This is a genomic window from Pseudomonas sp. LB1P83, assembly GCF_054897885.1.
Genome location: NZ_CM142709.1, coordinates 1,804,960 through 1,824,455, shown reverse-complemented (window position 1 = coordinate 1,824,455; position 19,496 = coordinate 1,804,960). Strand labels below are relative to the sequence as shown.

General features: G+C 59.5%; 16 protein-coding genes. 8 read left to right on the top strand and 8 right to left on the bottom strand.

Annotation, left to right across the window (positions count from 1 at the left end; all coding sequences use genetic code 11):
* Positions 1-150: 150 nt before the first annotated feature.
* Both ACYZTY_RS08295 and ACYZTY_RS08290 read left to right on the top strand, forming a co-directional pair.
* Positions 151-771, top strand: coding sequence for an HAD family phosphatase (locus ACYZTY_RS08295; RefSeq protein ID WP_461958042.1), 621 nt, complete (start codon positions 151-153; stop codon positions 769-771).
* A gap of 109 nt (positions 772-880) precedes the next feature.
* Positions 881-1,144, top strand: a complete 264-nt coding sequence (locus ACYZTY_RS08290; protein WP_461958041.1) for a DUF4404 family protein — start codon at positions 881-883, stop codon at positions 1,142-1,144.
* Between the two features lie 188 nt (positions 1,145-1,332).
* Here the strand turns inward: ACYZTY_RS08290 and queF are convergent, their stop codons facing one another.
* The gene (gene queF / locus ACYZTY_RS08285; protein ID WP_461958040.1) at positions 1,333-2,163 is read right to left on the bottom strand and encodes an NADPH-dependent 7-cyano-7-deazaguanine reductase QueF; all 831 of its coding nucleotides are present in this window, start codon (positions 2,161-2,163) and stop codon (positions 1,333-1,335) included.
* A gap of 61 nt (positions 2,164-2,224) precedes the next feature.
* Positions 2,225-2,749 carry a copper-resistant cuproprotein CopI gene (gene copI / locus ACYZTY_RS08280; protein ID WP_461958039.1) on the bottom strand — a complete coding sequence of 175 codons (525 nt, stop codon included), beginning with the start codon at positions 2,747-2,749 and terminating at the stop codon, positions 2,225-2,227.
* A gap of 155 nt (positions 2,750-2,904) precedes the next feature.
* Between copI and ACYZTY_RS08275 the strand changes: the two genes are divergently transcribed.
* A complete protein-coding gene (locus ACYZTY_RS08275; RefSeq protein WP_461958038.1) occupies positions 2,905-3,585 on the top strand; it encodes a heavy metal response regulator transcription factor in 681 nt (226 codons plus the stop codon).
* Complete coding sequence (locus ACYZTY_RS08270; RefSeq protein ID WP_461958037.1) at positions 3,585-4,928, top strand: heavy metal sensor histidine kinase; 1,344 nt, start codon at positions 3,585-3,587, stop codon at positions 4,926-4,928. Before ACYZTY_RS08275 ends, ACYZTY_RS08270 begins: the two co-directional genes overlap by 1 nt.
* Before the next feature lie 94 nt (positions 4,929-5,022).
* Here the strand turns inward: ACYZTY_RS08270 and ACYZTY_RS08265 are convergent, their stop codons facing one another.
* From ACYZTY_RS08265 to ACYZTY_RS08255, 3 genes are all read right to left on the bottom strand, one after another.
* The gene (locus tag ACYZTY_RS08265; RefSeq protein WP_461958036.1) at positions 5,023-6,267 is read right to left on the bottom strand and encodes a lipoprotein-releasing ABC transporter permease subunit; all 1,245 of its coding nucleotides are present in this window, start codon (positions 6,265-6,267) and stop codon (positions 5,023-5,025) included.
* A 65-nt stretch (positions 6,268-6,332) separates the two neighbouring features.
* Complete coding sequence (lolD, locus tag ACYZTY_RS08260; RefSeq protein WP_167360488.1) at positions 6,333-7,016, bottom strand: lipoprotein-releasing ABC transporter ATP-binding protein LolD; 684 nt, start codon at positions 7,014-7,016, stop codon at positions 6,333-6,335.
* Positions 7,017-7,023: 7 nt separating this feature from the next.
* Positions 7,024-8,274, bottom strand: a complete 1,251-nt coding sequence (locus tag ACYZTY_RS08255) for a lipoprotein-releasing ABC transporter permease subunit (protein WP_461958035.1) — start codon at positions 8,272-8,274, stop codon at positions 7,024-7,026.
* Positions 8,275-8,368: 94 nt separating this feature from the next.
* Between ACYZTY_RS08255 and ACYZTY_RS08250 the strand changes: the two genes are divergently transcribed.
* Together ACYZTY_RS08250 and ACYZTY_RS08245 are read left to right on the top strand one after the other, a co-directional pair.
* Positions 8,369-8,947 (top strand): PilZ domain-containing protein, encoded by a 579-nt coding sequence (locus tag ACYZTY_RS08250; RefSeq protein WP_461958034.1) that lies wholly within the window; start codon positions 8,369-8,371, stop codon positions 8,945-8,947.
* 14 nt (positions 8,948-8,961) lie between these two features.
* Positions 8,962-9,684: a glycerophosphodiester phosphodiesterase gene (locus tag ACYZTY_RS08245; protein ID WP_461958033.1), complete on the top strand. Its 723-nt coding sequence runs from the start codon at positions 8,962-8,964 to the stop codon at positions 9,682-9,684.
* Between the two features lie 42 nt (positions 9,685-9,726).
* Here ACYZTY_RS08245 and sthA read toward each other — a convergent pair whose 3' ends face one another.
* Positions 9,727-11,121: a Si-specific NAD(P)(+) transhydrogenase gene (sthA, locus tag ACYZTY_RS08240; RefSeq protein ID WP_007907752.1), complete on the bottom strand. Its 1,395-nt coding sequence runs from the start codon at positions 11,119-11,121 to the stop codon at positions 9,727-9,729.
* A 207-nt stretch (positions 11,122-11,328) separates the two neighbouring features.
* Complete coding sequence (locus tag ACYZTY_RS08235; protein WP_461958032.1) at positions 11,329-12,315, bottom strand: FAD:protein FMN transferase; 987 nt, start codon at positions 12,313-12,315, stop codon at positions 11,329-11,331.
* 401 nt (positions 12,316-12,716) lie between these two features.
* On the opposite strand from ACYZTY_RS08235, the gene tcuC reads away from it, so the two are divergent.
* Positions 12,717-14,015, top strand: coding sequence for a tricarballylate/proton symporter TcuC (gene tcuC / locus ACYZTY_RS08230; protein WP_461958031.1), 1,299 nt, complete (start codon positions 12,717-12,719; stop codon positions 14,013-14,015).
* Between the two features lie 200 nt (positions 14,016-14,215).
* Here tcuC and ACYZTY_RS08225 read toward each other — a convergent pair whose 3' ends face one another.
* On the bottom strand, positions 14,216-15,679 hold the full coding sequence (locus ACYZTY_RS08225) for a glyceraldehyde-3-phosphate dehydrogenase (protein ID WP_461958030.1): 1,464 nt from the start codon (positions 15,677-15,679) through the stop codon (positions 14,216-14,218).
* Between the two features lie 363 nt (positions 15,680-16,042).
* On the opposite strand from ACYZTY_RS08225, the gene mfd reads away from it, so the two are divergent.
* A complete protein-coding gene (gene mfd, locus ACYZTY_RS08220) occupies positions 16,043-19,492 on the top strand; it encodes a transcription-repair coupling factor (RefSeq protein WP_461958029.1) in 3,450 nt (1,149 codons plus the stop codon).
* The last annotated feature ends 4 nt before the right edge of the window (positions 19,493-19,496 follow it).

Below are 19,496 nucleotides of genomic sequence, written 5' to 3'. Positions count from 1 at the left end.
GCTGGCTAGTATAAGACGGAAAAGCCGATTTAGGGCAGCCTCGCACGCGATGGCCTACGGATGATTCGTCCTGATTGAGAGCGCTTCACATCAGTGTCACTCAACTGTCACCGGCGGCGCATAGCCTTGTCGCTATTTCAGGGACGTTATATGCCGCACGCCGAAGCCTTGCCCCTCGCTGCACCCAGCCTGACCGCCGTATTGTTCGGGCTCAGCGGTTGCCTGGTGGATTTCGGTGCCCGGATGCGCCAACACAACACTCTCACGGCCGAGCACGCCGAGGTTACGCTTGGCGCGCTGGACAGTCTGAACAGCTTGCAGCGCCAGCAGATTCCTTGCGCCTGGCTTGACGAGCTACCACCCGCACTCAGCCATTCCCTGGCCAGAGCCCTGCCCGCGTGGATCAAACCTTCGCAACACCCCGCAACAATCAATCCATGGCCGGCCCCGAACGCTTGCTGGCAAGCCTTGATGGCATTGAATGTCGAACAACTCGATGGTTGCGTGCTGGTCAGCGGCGAACCGCGATTGCTGCAATCGGGGTTGAATGCCGGGCTGTGGACGATCGGCCTGGCGTCCTGCGGCTCGCTCTGCGGGTTGGCGCCCAGCGAATGGCAAGTCTTGAGCCAAAAGGAACGCGAGCATTTGCGCGGTAAAGCGACCGTGCAGTTGTTCAGTCTGGGTGTGCATTCGGTGATCGATCACCTCGGCGAACTCGACACCTGCCTGGCGGACATCAGCCTGCGTCGGCTCAAAGGCGAAAAGCCCTGATCGAGATCATGCAGGCAACGCAGGAGTGGATTAATCTAAAGGCAAGCCATAGACCTTTGGCACGCTGCTGCGGTCTATGCCAGTGCCTATCGATAAAAGGAAGAACGCCATGCCTGCCCGCGAACTGCAACAACAACTCAATACTCTGCGCGAGCAATTGGAACAGAATCCGCCGCTGACGGAAGCCGAGCGCGAAGACCTGCACGCGCTGATGCAACAGATCGAACTTGAGCTTGAACTTGAAACCAAAACCCAGGACTCCAGCCTCGCCGATGGCGTCAACCTGGCCGTCGAACGCTTCGAAGTCGAACACCCCACCATTGCCGGCACCTTGCGCAACATCGTGCAAGCCCTCGGCAACATGGGGATCTGAACCCACCAGATGCAAAAAAGCCCTGCTATCGCTAGCGGGGCTTTTTCATATCCGGGATTTGCAATGCAATCCCCCTGTAGGAGTGAGCCTGCTCGCGATGTCTGAGTGTCAGGCGACATCTATGTTGGATGAGCCATCGCCATCGCGAGCAGGTCGAATCGTCGCACCGTCGCTCCCACAGGGTTACTTTATTGACGAACCAGGCGGTGGTTCGGCAGTTGAACGGTTTCAGTACTGCGATACGGGTTGATGTCCAACCCACCGCGCCGCACATACCGTGCATAGACCGTCAACTTCTCCGGCTTCAGCAACCGCTGCAAGTCGAGGAAAATCCGCTCCACGCACTGTTCATGGAAGTCCGAGTGCTGACGGAAGCTCACGATGTACTCCAGCAAACTCGCGTGGTCCAGCGCCGCGCCACGGTATTCCACCGCCACGCTGCCCCAGTCCGGCTGGCTGGTGACCGGGCAGTTGGATTTGAGCAAATGGCTGTGCACGCTCTCTTCAACAATGCGCGAATCATCGCAACGCAGCAGCTCCGGACGCGGATGCTCGTAGTTGCTGACGCTGATCTCCAGGTCATCGATGCACACACCCGGCAACGCCACGACGCCTTCGGCTTCAACATCCTTGAGGCTGCGGATCCGCACGCCAACCGGCTTGCCGGCAGCGGCCGAGAGGTCTTTCACCAGCGTTGACTCAAGGGTCGCGGTATCGGCAAACGGCGTCTGATTCAACGAGTTCAGGTACAGCTTGAACGACTTCGACTCGATGATATTCGGCGAATCCGCCGGGATGCTGAATTCGCCAATCGCCACCACCGGCTTGCCCGACGGCAACAACCACGACAACTCGAAGCAGTTCCAGAAATCCACACCCTTATAAGGCAGGGTTTGCGCCGTCAGGCCCAACTCGGCCCATTTCGCGGTGCGCGGGATCGGGAACAGCAAGGACGGCGTATAGGTGGCGATGTATTCGCTGGATTTGCCCAGCGGCGAGTGTTCGGCTGCGGGATGCATGGCGGAAACCTGACTGAAGAATCAGCGGATTCTACCAGCCTTTGCGCCCGCCTTAGAGTGCTTACTGACTGACAGTCAATTTGCCGACCATGCCCGCCTGGTAATGGCCGGGAACATTGCAGGCAAATTCCAGGTTAGTGGCCTTGGTGAAGGTCCAGGTCAGCTCGGCGGTTTTGCCCGGTTCGACGAGGACGCTATTCAGGTCATCGTGTTTCATCATCCCGTGATCCATGCCGGCCATCGAGCCGTGGTCCATTTCCTTCATGCCTGTAGGTGTGAGCATGCCGTTTTGCTGCATCTTCAACATTTCCTGCTGATGTCTAGCATGCATCGCCGCATCACCCAGGTTGAATTCGTGCAACAACTGGCCTTTATTCACCAGCACCAAACGAACCGTCTCACCGGCTTTGATATCGATCGCCTTGGGCGTGAACGACATGTCACCCATCACCACCTCGACACTGCGAGTCGCCTTGGCCGCGGGGGCCGGTTGACCGAAATCGTAGGTATGCGCCGGCGAAGCCCACACCGGCGAGCTCAGAGCCATCAAACACGCGGCCAGCACCAGAGGTTTGCGCAAAAACATAGTCGTACTCCAACAAGATAAGGTTCAGCCTGTGGAAAACTCTAAACTGTCGCCACTGCCCGCAACCTGACAGCCAGATTACAACTTTGTCAGGTTGAGCTGCATCAGCGCTGCCCACGGTATAAAGCGTTCGTTCCATTTGCCTCGAGTTGCCCATGAAGCTGCTGATCGTCGAAGACCAACCTAAAACCGGCCACTACTTGCGCCAGGGCCTGACCGAGGCCGGTTTCATCACCGAACTGGTGGCCGACGGCAGCACTGGCCAACAACTGGCATTGAGTGGTGACTACGCATTGTTGATCCTTGACGTGATGCTGCCCGGCCGTGATGGTTGGCAAATTTTGCAAGCGGTACGCAGTGCCGGTCTGGATACGCCGGTACTTTTTCTGACGGCGCGAGATGCAGTGGAGGACAGAGTCCACGGCCTAGAACTCGGCGCCGACGATTACCTGGTCAAACCGTTCGCTTTCTCCGAGTTGCTGGCTCGGGTCCGCAGTCTGTTGCGACGCGGTAGCGCCTCGCCTCAGGAAACCAGCCTTGCACTCGCCGACTTGCGCCTGGACTTGATCCGCCGCCGGGTGGAACGCAGTGGTCAGCGCATTGACCTGACCGCCAAGGAGTTCGCCCTGCTGGAAATGCTTCTGCGGCGCCAGGGCGAAGTGCTACCCAAATCACTGATCGCCTCCCAGGTCTGGGACATGAATTTCGACAGCGACACCAATGTCATTGAGGTCGCGATCCGCCGTTTGCGCCTGAAAATCGACGATGAATTCCCCAACAAGCTGATTCATACCGTGCGCGGCATGGGTTATGTCCTTGAAGAGCGCCCTGCCTGATGCGTCGACTTTCGTTAAGCAGTCGCCTGGCACTGCTGTTTGCGGCTTGTACTGCCGTGGTTTCGTTGTTTGCCGGGGTGTTGTTCAGTCGCGCCAGCGAGGCGCACTTCATCGAGCTCGATCAGCAGTTGCTTGACGGTAAGTTGATTGGTTTGCGCCGCGCGCTGCACGACGTCCGGTCGAGTGAAAGCGAAGTCAGACTGGCGGATGAACTGAGCCGGCAGGCCGATCTGTCGCTGCGAATCACCGGCAGCGATGGCCAGCGCTGGTATGACAGTTCATCGCGCCTGCCTGAAAACCTCCCGCAAAAACCGGGCTTATCCACGTTGAACGACGACGGCACCGATTATCGCGTGCTGAATGCGCCACTGTTTGTCGACCGACCTGACTCACCGCAACTGACCTTGCTGCTGGACATCACCCATCACCAGCACTTTCTGCAACGCATGCAGCACTTGATCTGGCTGACCGTCGGTTTGTCGGCCCTGGCCACCGCGTTACTCGGTGCATGGGCGGCACGCAGTGGCTTGCGCCCGTTGCGGCGCATGAGTGCGATCGCCAGCGGGGTTTCGGCGCAATCGCTTAATGCCCGACTCCCCGAAGAGAATATGCCGTCGGAACTCACCGAATTGGCCCACAGCTTCAACGCCATGCTCGGACGCCTGGACGACTCTTTTCAGCGCCTCTCGGCCTTCTCTGCCGACATTGCCCATGAACTGCGCACGCCTCTGTCGAATCTGCTGACCCACACCCAGGTCACCCTCACCCGCCCCCGGCCTATCGAGGATTACCGCGAAGCGCTGCACAGCAACCTCGAAGAACTGCAATGGATGGCGCAACTGGTCAACGACATGTTGTACCTGGCCAAGGCTGACCATGGGTTGTTGACGCCCAAGCGGGAATCGTTGGAGCTGGCGGAAGAAGCGGATGTGTTGCTGGAGTTTTTTGCGCCATTGGCTGAAGACGCCCGGGTGACGTTGAGCCGTGAGGGCAGCGCGCAGATGGAGGGTGACCGCAGCATGTTGCGGCGGGCGCTGTCCAATTTGCTGGATAACGCGTTGCGGTTTACGCCTGCTGATGGAGAGGTGCGGGTGCGGATTGTTGATCAGGTCAAAGGCTTGAGTTTGATGGTTGAGAACAGTGGAGGCGGGATTGAAGGGGCGTTGCTGCCGCGATTGTTTGACCGGTTTTATCGGGGTGATCCGGCGCGTCAGGAAGGTAGCAGTGAGCATGCGGGGTTGGGGTTGGCGATTACCCAGTCGATCATCCGAGCCCATGGTGGGCAGATTCGGTGTGAATCGGAGAATGGGTGGACGCGGTTTGTGATTGACATGCCCAAGTGAGAATGAGGCCAGCAGGTCCGGCCCCTTCGCGGGCAAGCCTCGCTCCTACGCGATCATGTAGGAGCGGGCTTGCCCGCGAAAGCGGTGTAACGGTTTACGAATACCGCAACGCGTGAGCCGGTTCGATCTTCGCCGCACGCCACGCCGGGTATACCGTTGCCAGGAAGCTCAAGATGAACCCGGCGGAGCAGATCAACAACACATCCCCACCCTGCAATTCCGACGGCAAGTTACTGACGAAATACACGTCAGAACTGAAGATGTGCTGGCCACTGACCCGCTCCATCCACCCCACCAGCTCACTGACGTTCAACGCTGCAATCACGCCGAGCACGCCACCGATCAAGGTGCCGACAATCCCGATCACCGTGCCCTGCACCATGAAGATCGCCATGATCTGCCGCGGTGTAGCGCCGATGGTGCGCAGGATCGCGATGTCCGCGCCCTTGTCGTTCACCACCATGATCAACGTGGCGATGATGTTGAACGCCGCCACGGCGACAATCATCAGCAACAACAGGCCGATCATGGTTTTTTCCATCTTCATCGCGCTGAACAGGCTGCCCTGGGTGTGGGTCCAGTCGTCAGCCTTGTAAGCCGTGCCCAAGCCACCCGCGATATCGCTGGAAACCTTCGGCGCGGCGTACAAATCCTTCACCGCCAGACGCACGCTCTGCACCTGGTTCGGCTCCCAGTGCTGCATCTGCGCGGCATCGGCGACGTGGATCAGCGCCATCGAGCCATCCAGCTCGGCACCCACCTTGAACACGCCGACCACGTTCAGGCGCTGCATGCGCGGGGTAATACCGCCCGGTGCGGTGCTGACTTCCGGCACGATCAGGGTGATCTTGTCGCCGACATTCAGGCGGAAACGCCGGGCGGTGATCTCGCCGATCACCACGCCGAACTCGCCCGGCTTCAACGCATCGAGACGGCCCTGAACGATGTGCTGGGCGACGATTGACACCTTGCCTTCCAGCGCCGGGTCGACGCCGCTGACCTGGATCGGCTGCATCGTGCCTTTATAGGAGAGCATGCCTTCCATCTCGGTGAACGGCACGGCGGCGGTGACTTCCGGGTTTTTCATCGCGGCGGCGGCCACCGGTTGCCAATCGTCGATCGGGTTCACGCCGACGATGGTCGCGTGCGGCACCATGCCGAGGATGCGCGAGCTCATTTCGCGCTGGAAGCCGTTCATCACCGACAGCACCACGATCATCGCCAGCACGCCGAGGGCGAGGCCGATCATCGAGGTCATCGAGATGAAGGAAACAAAGCGATTGCGGCGCTTGGCGCGGGTATAGCGCATGCCGATAAAGATCGATAACGGTCTGAACATTCGCTGGGGCACCGTATAAAAATAAAAGACCCGACGCACTGTTCAGTACGCCGGGTTTTGGTCAATCAGATGGGCGTCAGGCAACCTTCCTGCAAATGCAGGACGCGATCCATCTGGCGAGCCAGGTTCATGTCGTGAGTCACCACCAGGAACGCCGTGCGCATCGAGGTGCTGAGTTCCAGCATCAAATCCTGAATGCCCTGGGCGGTGTGGGAGTCGAGGTTGCCGGTCGGCTCGTCGAGCATCACCAGGCCTGGTTTGTTCACCAGAGCGCGGGCGATGGCCACACGCTGACGTTCGCCGCCGGACAGTTCGGACGGTTTGTGCTCCAGGCGATGACCCAGCCCTACCCGCTCCAGCAACGCGGTCGCACGCTGACGCGCTTCCGGGATCGCGGTTTTGCCGATCAGCAGCGGCATGCAGACGTTTTCCAACGCGGTGAACTCAGGCAGCAGATGGTGGAACTGGTAAACGAAACCCAGCGACCGGTTGCGCAACAGACCGCGATTCTTCTCACTCAGGGCTGACAGCTCTTCGCCGTCGAGCCAGACGCTGCCCTTGGTTGGCGTGTCGAGGCCGCCCAACAGGTTGAGCAAGGTACTTTTGCCCGAACCCGAGGTGCCGACGATCGCCACGCGCTCACCCGGATGCAGCTCCAGTTGCAGGCCGGCCAGAACTTCTACCGACTCCGGACCTTCCTCGTAGGATTTGCCCAGGTTGCGGCAGCTCAAGATTGCTTTATCACTCATACCCAACTCACTCATAACGTAGCGCCTCCGCAGGCTGGGTGCGCGCGGCACGCCAGGCTGGATACAGGGTGGCGAGGAAACTCAGGACCAACGCGGCGGCGCAGACCATCAACACGTCCTGGCTCTGCACTTGCGACGGCAGGTAATCGATGAAGTACACGTCGGCGTTCAGGAACTTGTGGCCGATCAACCCTTCGAGGGCGGAGATCGCGGCGCTGACGTTCAGCGCGGCGAAGATCCCGACCACCGCGCCGATCAGCGTCCCGATCACGCCAATGACCGTGCCCTGGACCATGAAGATGGCCATGATCTGCCCCGGCGTGGAGCCCAGGGTGCGCAGAATCGCGATGTCGCCCTTCTTGTCATTCACCACCATCACCAGCGTGGAAATGATGTTGAAGGCCGCGACGGCGACGATCAGCAGCAACAGCAGGCCGATCATGGCTTTTTCCATGCGGATTGCCTGATACAGGTTGCCGTGGGTGCGCGTCCAGTCGCGGGCATAGAAATGGTCTTCGCCGAGTTGCTGGGCGATATTCCACGCCGTGCGCGGGGCCTGGAACAGATCGTCGAACTTCAGGCGGATGCCCTGGACCTGATCCGGCTTCCAGCGATGCAGCTTCGCCAGATCCTGCAGGTTGGTGACACCCAGATAGCCGTCGATCTCACCAGCGCCGACATGGAAAATACCCACGACGGTGAAGCGTTTCATGCGCGGGAACATCCCGGCCGGGGTCACCGTGACTTCCGGCGCCACGAACGTCAGCTTGTCGCCGATCGCAGCGCCGAGCTTGGCGGCTGCCTTATCGCCGATGACGATGCCGAAACTGCCCGGCGTAAGGTCGTCGAGTTTGCCCTGCTGCATGAAGTTATCAATGATCGAGACCTGGCGTTCCAGCGCAGGGTCGATGGCATTGAGCAGGACTTTGGAGACTTTGCCGTTGTTGGTCAGCAAACCCTGCATCTGGGTGAACGGCGCCACGGCCGTCACCTGCGGGTTCTGCTTGACCTTGGTGGCCAGGCTTTGCCAGTCGCTGATTGGCTCACTGGACTCGATGGTCGCGTGGGGCACCATGCCCAGCACGCGGGTGCGCATCTCATGATCGAAGCCATTCATGACCGAAAGCACGACGATCATCACGACCACGCCGAGGGCGAGTCCGATCATTGAAGTCAGGGAAATGAACGACACAAAATGATTGCGACGCTTTGCACGGGTATAACGCGTGCCAATAAATACGAAGAGAGGTCTGAACATGTCGGGGCTTGTTCGGAGGGAAAAGGAACGTCCTTGTGGCGGGGGTCGATAACCAGCTTTACACTCAGACCACCGCCGCTACCATGGGTTCGCCATGTCGACATTAGATGAAGAAGATCGCCGCGAATACTACCGTATCGAGGACACGATCGCACTGGAAATTCGGCCCCTGTCCGCTCCCGAAGCCGCAGGCCAGGAAGTGTTGCAGGATGCTTCCCCACTGTTCAACTTGCTCAGCGAACTGCACCTGAGCGAATTCGAGTCGCAACACCTGTTACGCCAGATCAGTGAGCGCGACCGCAACCTCGCCGCATTCCTGAAATCCCAGAACAAACGCATCGATCTACTCAGTCAGGTGATCGCCATCACCGTGCTCGGGCAGATCGGCGAGCCGCAGCCGGTGATCATTTCCGAAGGCGGCATCGACTTTCAGTACCCGACGCCCATCGCCGTGGGTGCGCACCTGTCGGTCAAACTGGTACTGATGCCGCAAGCCCTCGGCCTGTTGCTGCGGGCCAGGGTCACGCATTGCGATCGCAAGGCTGGCGCCTACGATGTCGGCACCGAGTTCCAATACCCGACCGATGCCCAACGCCAATTGCTGGCCCGCTACATTTTGCAGAAGCAGGCCCAGGAACGACGTCTGGCCCGCGAAAACGAATCAGGCATTTAATTTAAGGAAGAACCGTGACCCTCATCTACGGCCATCGCGGCGCCAAGGGCGAAGCACCGGAAAACACGCTGACCAGTTTTCAGCAATGCCTCAAGCACGGCGTACGCCGCTGCGAACTGGACCTGCACCTGTCCATGGACAACGAGTTGATGGTCATCCACGACCCGACGCTCAAGCGCACCACCGACCGCCGCGGCAAGGTTGTCGAGCAAACCGCAAAGGACCTGGTGACCTACGACGCGCGCAAGGGTGGCCCGGGCTGGATCAAGCCCTGCCCGATTCCGACACTGGAAGAATTGTTCGAGAAATGCGATTTCGAGCATTGGCAGTTGGAAGTCAAAAGCGCTTCACGCACCCGCGCCGCGACGACCGTGCTGGCGATTCGCGAAATGGCTCAGCGTTTCGGCCTGCTGGACAAGGTCACGATCACGTCGAGCTCACGTGAAGTGTTGAAAGCCGCACTGGACCTGGTGCCGGACGTGTCTCGCGGTCTGGTGGCCGAGTACGCGTGGCTCGACCCGTTGAAGGTCGCGCAAAGTTATGGCTGTGAAATTCTGGCGCTGAACTGGACCCTGTGTACGCCGGAACGCCTGCAGAAGGCGCAGCGTCAGGGGTTGCATGTGTCGGTATGGACAGTCAACGAGCCCGCGCTGATGCGCAGACTCGCCGACTTCGGCGTTGACAGCCTGATTACAGACTTTCCCGGTTTGGCCAGCGCCACCCTCGAGAATTGCTGAAATCGGTCTCCCCGGCCGGCTCAGGCCACCGGCCGGAGCCGCTCAAAAAAGCCGGTTGAGGCCATCGTACGCCGCTACCCGATAGGCTTCGGCCATGGTCGGGTAGTTGAACGTCGTGTTGACGAAGTACTTCAACGTGTTCAATTCGCCCGGCTGGCTCATGATCGCCTGACCGATGTGAACGATCTCCGACGCCTGATAACCGAAGCAGTGAACGCCCAGCACTTCCAGGGTCTCGCGGTGGAACAGGATCTTCAACATGCCCTGAGGCTCGCCGGCAATCTGTGCACGCGCCATGCTCTTGAAGAACGCCTTGCCCACTTCGTACGGCACCTTGGCCTGAGTCAGCTCTTGCTCGTTCTTGCCGATCGAGCTGATCTCCGGAATGGTGTAGATGCCGGTCGGCACGTCGTTGACGAAGCGCCAGCTGTTGTTATCGACGATGCTGCCAGCGGCCGAACGACCCTGGTCATGCGCGGCACTGGCCAGGCTCGGCCAGCCGATCACGTCACCGGCACCGTAAATGTTCGGTACGCAGGTGCGATAGGCTTCGTCGACTTCGATCTGGCCACGGCTGTTGACCTTCACGCCGATGTTTTCCAGACCCAACTGATCGGTGTTGCCAGTACGGCCGTTGCACCAGAGCAGGGCATCGGCCTTGATCTTCTTGCCGGACTTGAGGTGCAGGATCACGCCGTTGTCCACGCCTTCGACGCGGTCGTAGTCTTCGTTGTGGCGAACCGTGATGTTGTTGTTGCTGAAGTGGTAGCTCAGGGCCTGGGAAATTTCCGAGTCGAGGAAGCTCAGCAACTGACCGCGGTTGTCCACCAGCTCAACCAGCACACCCAGGCCACTGAAGATCGAGGCGTACTCGCAACCGATCACGCCCGCGCCGTAAACAATGAGTTTACGCGGGGTGTGACCGAGGCTGAGGATGGTGTCGCTATCGTAGATACGCGGGTGATGGAAATCGATGTCCGCCGGGCGATAAGGACGCGAACCGGTGGCAATGATGATGTGTTTGGCCACCAGTTTTTCGACCACGCCGTTGGCGCAGACCACTTCGATGGTTTGCTCGTCGGCGAAGCTGCCGGTGCCGAAGAACACGTCGACACGGTTACGGGCGTAGTAGCCGGTGCGCGAGGCGACTTGTTTGGAAATGACTTTTTCGGCGCTTTTCAGCACGTCCGGGAACGAGAACCAGCGCGGCTCACCAATGGCCCGGAACATCGGGTTGGTGTTGAACTGCATGATCTGCCGGACCGAGTGACGCAGTGCCTTGGACGGGATGGTACCCAGGTGGGTGCAGTTGCCGCCGACCTGGCGACGGCTATCGACCATCGCCACCTTGCGCCCTGCTTTGGCGGCGTTCATTGCCGCGCCTTCTCCCGCCGGGCCGGAACCCAGCACCACCACGTCGTAGTTGTAGACAGCCATGCGTACTCCTCAGAACAGGCCGCGGCGCCCTCGGCACCTGCGGCTAAATCACGCCGATCTGCGGCGTGAAGGAACAATTTGGGGCCAGTGCAGAACCCGGACACAGTCTATAGAAGCGTCAACGCCGGGCACATTAACCCTTGGTCGCGTCGTAGGCTAGTTTTGCCTGCACTACAACGCCAGTCTTCAATGCGCGGATCACCGCAATCATTCGGTTTTGCCGCCACTGAGGCGCTCAAAAGCCTGATTGGTTCGTGTGACGAAACCTGTATCGGCACGAATCACAAAAAATGCGCCGATATCGTGTTTTTCTGCGTAGTCCCAACCGCGCTCCGGGCCGAGAATCAGCAACAGCGTCGATAAGCCATCGGCCATTAACGCTGAAGGATTAATCACCGTGACTGACGCCAGGGTGTGTGAGACCGGCGCACCGGTGCGGGCATCGAAGGTGTGGGAATAGCGCTTGCCGTCCTGCTGAAAATAATTGCGGTAGTCGCCAGAGGTGGACACGCCGTAACCGTCGACCGTGATGATTTTTTGCGCAACTTGCTGGTCGTCGCGGGGCTCCTCCAGCGCGATCTTCCAGGCTGAGCCGTCGAGTTTCTTGCCCGCCGCCTTGAGCTCGCCGGTGACCTCGGCCAGATAGTTGTGGATACCCAGCGCTTCGAGCTTTCCGGCAATGGTGTCGACGGCATAACCGGCGGCGATGCTGTTGAAGTCGACTTCGACGGCGGCGTCCTTGCACAGCTGATCGCGATCGATGCGCAGGTGCTGGTATCCCACACGCTGGCGTACTTCGGCGAGCGCCTGGGCAGCGGGGACTTTTTCCTCGCGGCCCTGCGGGCCGAAACCCCAGAGATTGAGCAGTGGTTCGACCGTCAGGTCGTAGGAGCCTTCGCTTTGTTCCGAGAGCTGCTCGCCGACGCGGACCAATTTAAGGATTGACGCGGGCATTTTCTGACAGCGATGGGCCGGGAGATCGTTAAAACGCTCGATGTCCGAGTCGCTGCGGTAGGTGGACATTTGCTGGTCAATGTCGGCGAGGATCTTTTCCACCTGCACCTGGACGTCTTTTGGAGTGGGAAGATCGGCATGGTGCACGTATTTGATCGAATAAGTGCTGCCCATGGTGGGGCCGCCGAAGCTTTCCATGGAGTCGGAGTTGCCACAGCCGGACAGGGCAACGAACAACACAAGGAAAGAACCCTTCCAGCGACTCAACAATTTTCACGCCCCCAACGCATTCCCTGACACCACGCCAAGGCTCGCCATTATGCGACAGAAATGTGGGAGTGAGCCTGCTCGCGATGAGGCTATGACATTCAACATTGATGTTGACTGTCAGACCGCCATCGCGAGCAGGCTCACTCCCACATTGATCTGCGTTGGTCACACGTTTTTAGTTCGCTCCAGCGCAATCCGTGACGCTTAATGGCTATATCGTTTAAGCAGCAAGCTAACTAGTTGTTGCCTAACGATCTTCATACACATATCGTTACAAAACTGTTCGCCGAGGGAGCCTGCCTTCATGGCGGCGGCGAGGACGCGTCTAAATCAGGGATTTCCGACAAGATAGCCAAAGTGAGTACGTTGAAATGTCCTCGAATACGGGCAAAGGCAAAGCGATTTTTCGCGTTGTCAGCGGTAACTTTCTCGAAATGTTCGACTTTATGGTCTACGGCTTTTACGCCACGGCCATCGCCAAAACCTTCTTCCCTGCCGACAGCGCTTTCGCCTCCCTGATGTTGTCACTGGCCACTTTTGGTGCCGGCTTCCTGATGCGTCCTTTGGGGGCTATTTTCCTTGGGGCCTACATCGACCGTCATGGTCGCCGCAAAGGCTTGATCATCACCTTGGCGATGATGGCTGCCGGTACGGTGCTGATTGCTTGCGTGCCAGCTTACGCCACACTGGGTGTTGCGGCGCCGCTGATCGTGCTGTTCGGTCGCCTGCTGCAAGGCTTCTCGGCCGGCGTGGAACTGGGCGGTGTGTCGGTGTACCTGGCGGAGATATCCACGCCGGGTCGCAAGGGTTTCTTTGTCAGTTGGCAATCCGCCAGTCAGCAAGCCGCGGTGGTGTTCGCCGGCCTGCTGGGCGTCGGTTTGAACCACTGGCTCAGCCCCGAAGAAATGGGTGACTGGGGCTGGCGCGTGCCGTTCCTGATCGGCTGCATGATTGTGCCGGTGATCTTCGTGATCCGTCGCTCACTGGAAGAAACGCCGGAGTTCCAGGCGCGCAAACACCGCCCTACCCTGCAAGACGTCGTCCGCTCGATCAGTCAGAACTTCGGCATCGTCATCGCCGGCATGGCGCTGGTGGTGATGACTACCGTGTCGTTTTACCTGATCACCGCCTACACCCCGACCTTCGGCAAAGCAGAACTGCACCTGTCGGATCTGGATGCGTTGCTGGTGACCGTGTGCATCGGTCTGTCGAACTTCTTCTGGCTGCCGGTGATGGGTGCTGTGTCCGACAAGATCGGGCGTAAACCCCTGCTCCTGGCGGCGACAATCCTGGCGATCCTCACGGCCTACCCTGCCTTGTCGTGGCTGGTGGCGAACCCGAGTTTCAGCCATTTGCTGATCGTCGAGTTGTGGCTGTCGTTCCTGTATGGCTCGTACAACGGGGCCATGGTCGTGGCGCTGACCGAGATCATGCCGGTGGAAGTTCGTACCACCGGTTTCTCATTGGCCTACAGCCTGGCGACGGCAACCTTCGGCGGGTTTACGCCTGCGGCGTGTACGTACCTGATCCATGTGCTGGACAACAAGGCTGCGCCGGGGATCTGGCTCAGTGGCGCGGCGGTGCTGGGGTTGATTGCGACACTGGTGTTGTTCAAAGGCAATCGGCATGAACTGCGGACTGCGCAAGCGGCGGTAGTCGGCAGCGCCTGATACATCGCCTTCGCGGGCAAGCCTCGCTCCTACAGGGCATGCGCCATTTCAAAACTGGCTAATTACCTGTAGGAGCGTGCGATGCGGCGATCCGACTTGCCCGCGAAGAGGCCTGGATCGACAAAACACTTGCAACTGACAAAACACACAAACAAAAACGCCCCGACCAAAGTCGGGGCGTTTTCATGTGCGGCTAAGGCTTAGCGCGGAAATGCTGGCGGGTTTACACCGGCCATGTCTTCCATCACGCGAACCACCTGGCAGCTGTAACCGAACTCGTTGTCGTACCAAACGTACAGAACAACGCGGTTGTCTTGGGTGATGGTTGCTTCAGCATCCACAACGCCTGCGTGGCGCGAGCCAACGAAGTCGGTGGAAACCACTTCCTGCGAGTTGACGTAGTCGATTTGCTTATGCAGATCGGAGTGCAACGCCATGTAGCGCAGGTACTCGTTCATCTCTTCACGGGTGGCGGCTTTCTCAAGGTTCAGGTTGAGAATGGCCATCGACACGTTTGGCGTCGGAACGCGGATCGCGTTACCGGTCAGCTTGCCGGCCAGTTCAGGCAGTGCCTTGGCGGCAGCAGTGGCAGCACCGGTCTCGGTGATCACCATGTTCAGCGCAGCGCTACGGCCACGGCGATCGCCTTTGTGGAAGTTGTCGATCAGGTTCTGGTCGTTGGTGTACGAGTGAACCGTTTCAACGTGACCGTTGATGATGCCAAACTTGTCGTTGACGGCTTTCAGCACCGGCACGATGGCGTTGGTGGTGCAGGAAGCGGCCGAAACGATCTTGTCATCAGCGGTGATTTCACCGTGGTTGATGCCGTGAACGATGTTCTTCAGCTTGCCTTTACCCGGCGCGGTCAGAACAACGCGATCGATACCCGGGCAAGCCAGGTGCTGGCCCAGGCCCTCAGCGTCACGCCATACGCCGGTGTTGTCCACCAGCAGCGCGTCTTTGATGCCGTACTGGGTGTAATCCACTTCAGTCGGGTTTTTCGCGTAGATAACCTGGATCAGGTTGCCGTTGGCGGTGATGGTGTTGTTTTCTTCGTCGATGGTGATGGTGCCGTTGAACGAACCATGTACCGAATCACGACGCAGCAGGCTGGCGCGTTTGGTCAGGTCGTTTTCGGCGCCTTTGCGCACCACGATGGCACGCAGACGCAGACCGTCGCCACCACCGGTTTTTTCGATCAGGATGCGCGCCAGAAGACGGCCGATACGACCGAAGCCGTACAGGACGACATCGGTGCCTTTGCGGGCGGAAGCGTTTTGCTGGCCAACCACGTCAGCCATTTCTTCGCGGACGAACTGCTCGGCAGTGCGGCCATTGCCTTCGACGCGGAATTTGTACGCCAACTTGCCCAAGTCTACCGAAGCTGCGCCGAGCTTGAGCTCGCTCATGGCCTTAAGCAGAGGGAATGTTTCGTGGACGGAGAGTTCGCTATCGTCGGAAGAACGATGGCGAGCAAAGCGGTGAGCTTTGAGAATCGCGATGACAGACTGGTTGATCAGGCTGCGGCCATAGATCGAGCTCACCACGTTGTTATTGCGGTAGAGCTGACCGATAAGTGGAATCATCGCTTCTGCGAGTGCTTCACGGTCGATCCATTCACCAAGACACTGGTCGGGCTTCTGAGTCACGGGAACCTTCCACATGTAGGGGCAGAAAAAAGGGGCTACATTATGCCGCCGAGTGGCTCCCGTAGCAATGCGCGCCTGTCGTGCGATCCGTAACAATTTCCCGTTCAAAAAAATCACGCACCGCTAAAGCCCAGTAAAACCGCGGCTTTCAGCGCAGTCAATTTTTTGGAGACACCGCTGTCTTATCCGTAACCCTCCGTAACACTCAATCGTTTTGCCACTACATAATCATCAATTTTCAACAAAAAACCGGCAGATTTTGTCTTTACCACTACATTTCGCCAAACCTGCGTAATAGACACAGTCTGCAACTGACAGGCGGCACCCGGGGCCGCTACAATTACCGACTTTGTCGCAACGCTTGGAGCTCAACCTTCCGTGCCCGTTCTGCGTCTACCGCTTCTCCCTGCCGCGGCAGGTAAACAGCACTGGGGCAACCTGCCCGGTGCCGCCCTGAGCCTGGCCATCGCCGAGGCCGCCAGCGCTGCTAAGCGCTTTACCCTGCTACTGACCGCCGACAGCCAAAGTGCCGAACGGCTGGAACAGGAGCTGAGTTTCTTCGCCCCGGATTTGCCCGTACTGCATTTCCCGGACTGGGAAACCCTGCCCTACGATCTGTTTTCGCCCCACCAGGACATCATTTCCCAGCGCATCGCGGCCTTGTACCGGTTGCCGGAGCTGAGTCATGGCGTGTTGGTCGTGCCGATCACCACGGCGCTGCACCGCCTCGCGCCGACCAAATTCCTGCTCGGCAGCAGCCTGGTGCTGGACGTTGGCCAGAAGCTCGACGTCGAGCAGATGCGCACCCGACTGGAAGCCAGCGGCTATCGCTACGTCGACACGGTGTACGAGCACGGCGAGTTCACCGTCCGCGGTTCGTTGATCGATCTGTTCCCGATGGGCAGCAAACTGCCTTTCCGTATCGACTTGTTCGACGACGAAATCGAGACGCTGCGGACATTCGATCCGGAAAACCAGCGCTCCATCGACAAAGTCGACACTGTTCGCCTGCTGCCCGCGCGGGAATTCCCGCTGCAAAAAGATGCGATCACCCGCTTCAAGGCTCGCTTTCGTGAGCGTTTCGATGTCGACTTCCGTCGCTGCCCGATCTTCCAGGATTTGAGCAGCGGGATTACACCGGCCGGTATCGAGTACTACCTGCCACTGTTTTTCGACGAAACCTCGACGCTGTTCGATTACCTGCCCCAGGACACCCAAGTGTTTTCCCTGCCTGGCATCGAACAGGCTGCGGAGAATTTCTGGAACGATGTGCGCAATCGTTACGAAGAGCGCCGCGTCGACCCGTCCCGTCCTTTATTGCCACCGGCCGAGTTGTTCCTGCCGGTGGACGATTGCTTCGCACGCCTGAAGAACTGGCCACGGGTGGTTGCCAGTCAACAGGACGTGGAAACCGGCGTCGGCCGCGAGCGCTTTCCAGCGCGAGAACTGCCGAACCTGGCCATTGAAGCCAAGGCCACTCAGCCGTTGGCGGCGCTGGCCGGTTTCCTCGACGAGTTCCCCGGACGCGTGCTGTTTACCGCCGAGTCTGCGGGCCGTCGTGAAGTGCTGCTGGAATTGCTCGAACGCCTGAAGCTGCGACCGAAAACCGTCGACAGCTGGCCGGACTTCGTCGCAAGCAAGGAGCGCCTGGCGATCACCATCGCGCCGCTCGACGAAGGTCTGGTACTCGACAACCCTGCCTTGGCGCTGGTTGCCGAAAGCCCGTTGTTCGGTCAGCGCGTGATGCAGCGTCGTCGCCGCGAAAAACGCACCGACGCCAACAACGATGCGGTCATCAAGAACCTTACCGAGCTGCGCGAAGGTGCGCCGGTGGTGCATATCGATCACGGCGTCGGTCGCTACCTCGGGCTCGCGACCCTGGAAATCGACGATCAGGCCGCCGAGTTCCTGACCCTGCAATACGCCGAAGGGGCCAAGCTTTACGTGCCCGTGGCCAACCTGCACTTGATCGCACGTTACACCGGCAGCGACGATGCGTTGGCCCCGCTGCACCGTCTCGGCTCCGAAACCTGGCAGAAAGCCAAGCGCAAAGCCGCCGAACAGGTGCGCGACGTCGCCGCCGAATTGCTCGACATCTATGCACGTCGCGCCGCTCGCGAAGGTTATGCGTTCGAAGACCCGAAAGCCGATTACGCGACGTTCAGCGCCGGGTTCCCGTTCGAAGAAACCCCGGACCAGCAGACCACCATCGATGCCGTGCGCGCCGACATGCTCGCGCCGAAACCGATGGACCGGCTAGTCTGCGGCGACGTCGGTTTCGGCAAGACTGAAGTGGCGATGCGCGCTGCGTTCATTGCGGTGCACGGCGGTCGCCAGGTGGCGATCCTGGTGCCGACCACCCTGCTCGCCCAGCAGCATTACAACAGCTTCCGCGACCGCTTCGCCGATTGGCCGGTGAGCGTGGAAGTGATGAGCCGTTTCAAGTCGACCAAGGAAGTGAACGCCGCGGTCGCCGATCTCGCCGAAGGCAAGATTGACATCGTCATCGGCACGCACAAGCTGCTGCAAGACGACGTGAAGATCAAAAACCTCGGGCTGGTGATCATCGACGAAGAGCACCGGTTCGGTGTCCGTCAGAAGGAACAGCTCAAGGCCCTGCGCAGTGAAGTCGACATTCTCACCCTGACCGCCACGCCGATTCCGCGCACGCTGAACATGGCGGTGTCGGGCATGCGCGACCTGTCCATCATCGCCACGCCGCCGGCCCGTCGCCTGTCGGTGCGGACCTTCGTCATGGAGCAGAACAAGAGCACGGTCAAAGAGGCCCTGCTGCGTGAGTTGCTGCGTGGCGGCCAGGTCTACTACCTGCACAACGACGTGAAGACCATCGAGAAATGTGCCGCCGACCTCGCCGAACTGGTGCCGGAAGCGCGGATCGGCATCGGCCACGGGCAGATGCGCGAACGCGATCTCGAACAGGTGATGAGCGACTTCTACCACAAGCGCTTCAACGTGTTGATCGCCTCGACCATCATCGAGACCGGCATCGACGTGCCAAGCGCCAACACCATCATCATTGAGCGTGCCGACAAATTCGGCCTGGCGCAGTTGCACCAATTGCGCGGCCGCGTCGGCCGCAGTCACCACCAGGCTTACGCATACCTGCTGACGCCGCCACGCCAGCAAATCACCCCGGACGCGGAAAAGCGCCTGGAAGCGATCGCCAATACCCAGGACCTCGGCGCGGGCTTCGTGCTCGCCACCAACGACCTGGAAATCCGTGGCGCCGGTGAGTTGCTGGGCGACGGCCAGAGCGGTCAGATCCAGGCCGTGGGTTTTACCCTGTATATGGAAATGCTCGAGCGCGCGGTGAAATCGATCCGCAAGGGCGAACAACCGAACCTCGATCAGCCGTTGGGCGGTGGCCCGGAAGTCAACCTGCGTGTCCCAGCGTTGATTCCCGAAGCCTACTTGCCGGACGTGCATGCCCGACTGATTCTCTACAAACGCATTGCCTCGGCCACCGATGAGGAAGGCCTCAAGGACCTGCAAGTGGAGATGATCGACCGCTTCGGCCTGCTGCCGGAGCCGACCAAGAACCTGATGCGCATCACGGCGTTGAAGCTGCAAGCCGAATTGCTGGGCATCAAGAAAGTCGACGGTGGCCCGCAAGGCGGCCGGATCGAGTTCGCGGCGCAAACGCCGGTCGACCCGCTGACCCTGATCAAACTGATTCAGGGCCAGCCCAAACGCTACAAATTCGAAGGCGCCACGATGTTTAAATTCATGGTCCCGATGGAAAGCCCGCAAGAGCGCTTTAATACTGTAGAGGCGCTGCTTGAGTGCCTCATTCCGAAAACTGCTTGAAGGA

Coding starts and splice junctions, on each gene's coding strand:
- ACYZTY_RS08295 (WP_461958042.1), top strand. CDS start 151: ATGCCGCACGCCGAAGCCTTGCCCCTCGCTGCACCCAGCCTGACCGCC.
- ACYZTY_RS08290 (WP_461958041.1), top strand. CDS start 881: ATGCCTGCCCGCGAACTGCAACAACAACTCAATACTCTGCGCGAGCAA.
- queF (WP_461958040.1), bottom strand. CDS start 2,163: ATGCATCCCGCAGCCGAACACTCGCCGCTGGGCAAATCCAGCGAATAC.
- copI (WP_461958039.1), bottom strand. CDS start 2,749: ATGTTTTTGCGCAAACCTCTGGTGCTGGCCGCGTGTTTGATGGCTCTG.
- ACYZTY_RS08275 (WP_461958038.1), top strand. CDS start 2,905: ATGAAGCTGCTGATCGTCGAAGACCAACCTAAAACCGGCCACTACTTG.
- ACYZTY_RS08270 (WP_461958037.1), top strand. CDS start 3,585: ATGCGTCGACTTTCGTTAAGCAGTCGCCTGGCACTGCTGTTTGCGGCT.
- ACYZTY_RS08265 (WP_461958036.1), bottom strand. CDS start 6,267: ATGTTCAGACCGTTATCGATCTTTATCGGCATGCGCTATACCCGCGCC.
- lolD (WP_167360488.1), bottom strand. CDS start 7,016: ATGAGTGATAAAGCAATCTTGAGCTGCCGCAACCTGGGCAAATCCTAC.
- ACYZTY_RS08255 (WP_461958035.1), bottom strand. CDS start 8,274: ATGTTCAGACCTCTCTTCGTATTTATTGGCACGCGTTATACCCGTGCA.
- ACYZTY_RS08250 (WP_461958034.1), top strand. CDS start 8,369: ATGTCGACATTAGATGAAGAAGATCGCCGCGAATACTACCGTATCGAG.
- sthA (WP_007907752.1), bottom strand. CDS start 11,121: ATGGCTGTCTACAACTACGACGTGGTGGTGCTGGGTTCCGGCCCGGCG.
- tcuC (WP_461958031.1), top strand. CDS start 12,717: ATGTCCTCGAATACGGGCAAAGGCAAAGCGATTTTTCGCGTTGTCAGC.
- ACYZTY_RS08225 (WP_461958030.1), bottom strand. CDS start 15,679: ATGTGGAAGGTTCCCGTGACTCAGAAGCCCGACCAGTGTCTTGGTGAA.